We start from the raw sequence: 2,803 nt of genomic DNA, 5'->3' as shown, positions 1-2,803 counted from the left end.
TTTATTGGCACCAAAAAGTAGCTGAAATTGGTCATGGAAATGCAACATATAATCTTGCAGTGGCATATTACAATGGTGAAGGAACAGAAAAGAATTTAGAAAAAGCCTTTTATTGGTATCATAAAGCAGCAGAAAATAATAATAAATATGCAATGTATAATCTTGCATTGTCATATTACAATGGTAAAGGAACAGAAAAGAATTTAGAAGAAGCATTTTATTGGTTTCAAAAAGCAGCAGAAGAGAATCAAATTAATGCACAGTATAATCTTGCAGTGGCATATTACAATGGTAAAGGAACAGTAAAGAATTTAGAAAAAGCCTTCTATTGGTTTCAAAAATCAGCAGAAAATGGTCATACTGATGCACAATATGAACTTGCAGTATTATATCACAATGGTGAAGGAACAGAAAGGAATCTAGAAAAAGCCTTTTATTGGTATTGTAAAGCAGCAGAAGAAAATCATATTAATGCATAGTATAATCTTGCAGTGGCATATTACAATGGCAAAGGAACAGAAAAGAATCTAGAAAAAGCCTTTTATTGGTTTCAAAAAGCAGCAGAAGAGAATCATATTAATTCTCAATATAATCTTGCATTACTATATAGCAATAGTAAAGAAACAGAAAAGAATTTAGAAAAAGCTTTTTATTGGTATCAAAAAGCAGCAGAAAGTGGTAATAAAAATGCAATGCATAATCTTGCAGCATTATATTATATTGGTAAAGGAACAGAAAAGAATTTAGAAAAAACTTTTTATTGGTTTCAAAAAGCAGCAGAAAAGAATCATATTAATGCACAATATAATGTTGCATTACTATATAGCAATGGTGAAGGAACAGAAAAGAACTTAGAAAAAGCCTTTTATTGGTATCAAAAATCAGCAGAAAATGGTAATGATGATGCAATGTATAAACTTTCACTATCATATTACAATGGTGAAGAAACAGAAAAGAATTTTAAAAAAGCCTTTTATTGGTATCAAAAGGCTGCAGAAAATGGAAATAATAATGCAATGAATAGATTGGCTATGTGTTATTGCGATGGTGAAGGAACAGAAAAGAATTTAAAAAAAGCCTTTTATTGGATTCAAAAATCAGCAGAAAATGGAAATAATATTGGAATGAATAGCTTAGGCATGTGTTATTACAATGGTGAAGGAACAGAAAAGAATTTAGAAGAAGCCTTTTATTGGATTCAAAAGTCAGCAGAAAGTGATAATGAATATGCAATGAATGTACTGGCATCTTTTTATAAAAATGGTGAAGGAACAGAAAAGAATTTAGAAAAAGCCTTTTATTGGTATCAAAAAGCAGCTGAAAATGGTTATGAAAATGCAATATTTAATCTTGCAGCAGAATATCACATTGGTAAAGAAACAGTAAAGAATTTAGAAAAAGCCTTTTATTGGTATCAAAAATCAGCAGAAAGTGGTAATGAATATGCAATGTATGTACTTGCAACTTTTTATAAAAATGGCGAAGGAACAGAAAAAAATTTAGAAAAAGCCTTTTATTGGTTTCAAAAATCAGCAGAAAATGGTCATACTGATGCACAATATAATCTTGCAGTGTCATATTACAATGGTGATGGAAAAGAACAGAATTTAGAAAAAGCCTTTTATTGGCACCAAAAAGCAGCTGAAATTGGTCATGAAAATGCAATATATAATCTTGCAGCAGCATATTACATTGGTGAAGGAACAGAAAAGAATTTAGAAAAAGCCTTTTATTGGTATAAAAAAGCAGCTGAAAGTGGTTTTGAACTTGCATTGTATAATATTGCATCATTATATCACAATGGTGAAGGAACAGAAAAGAATTTAGAAAAAGCCTTTTATTGGTATCAAAAATCAGCAGAATGTGGTGATGAGTATGCAATGTATATACTTGCATCTTTTTATAAAAATGGTGAGGAAGCAGAAAAGAATTTAGAAAAAGCCTTTTATTGGTTTCAAAAATCAGCAGAAAATGGTCATGCTAATGCACAATATAATCTTGCAGTATTATATTATAATGGTGAAGGGACAGGAAAGAATATAGAAAAAGCCTTTTATTGGTTTCAAAAAGCAGCTAAAAATGGGAATAATAATGCAATAAATAGTTTAGTTGAAATTTATAAAAGTGGTAATGGAACAGAAAAGGATTTAGAAAAAGCTTTTTATTGGTATTTAAAAGCAACTGAAAATGGGAAAATTAATGAGTTATATAATAAGTGTGAAGAATGTAAGCAACCATATACTGATTATCAATGGTGTCAACAATGTAATTCTAAGCGATTCCAACAAGATTTTTTAAAATGGACTAGTAGAAATGAATTTATTGATAAATTTATTCAAGAAGCACAGTTAGGTGCTAAAAATATCATTGAAGTTTTAGAATGGATACCTTATAACAGATTGAAAAATATCAATTATTATGATAAAGGAGGATTTAGTGAGATTAATAAGGCCATCTGGTTAGATGGACCTATTGATAGTTGGAATTTTGATGAACAAAAATGGAATAGGTGGACTTTTCAAAAAGGCTATGAAGTCATTCTTAAAAATCTTAATGATTCTTCAGACTTAAATGATGAATTTTTAGATGAATGGAAGTACAATTATAATTGTCAGAAAAAATCATTTTCAAAATTTGTTCGATTCTTTGGAATTACTCAAGATCCAAATAGTTTAAATTATATTGTAGTAATGAGTTATGTAAAAGAAGGCAGTTTGAGGAAATGCTTGTCTAATATAGTTAAACTTAATTGGCATGACAAATTACAGTTATTGAAAAAAATAATTTTGGGGCTTAAAATAAT

The 2,803-nt window shown here is 29.0% G+C and carries 2 protein-coding genes; both read left to right on the top strand.

The features are described 5' to 3' along the window. The first annotated feature begins 59 nt into the window (after window positions 1-59). Window positions 60-479, top strand: a complete 420-nt coding sequence (locus DMG62_24040; protein PYY20033.1) for a hypothetical protein — start codon at window positions 60-62, stop codon at window positions 477-479. Between the two features lie 12 nt (window positions 480-491). Continuing rightward, window positions 492-2,803, top strand: a 2,312-nt coding sequence (locus DMG62_24035) for a hypothetical protein (GenBank protein PYY20032.1), incomplete at its 3' end; no start/stop codon positions are given.

The sequence above is a fragment of the Acidobacteriota bacterium genome, assembly GCA_003225175.1.
Classification (GTDB): Bacteria; Acidobacteriota; Terriglobia; order Terriglobales; family Acidobacteriaceae; genus Gp1-AA112.
The sequence above is the reverse complement of the archived record's forward strand: the minus strand, read 5'-3'. Positions and strand labels throughout refer to the sequence as shown.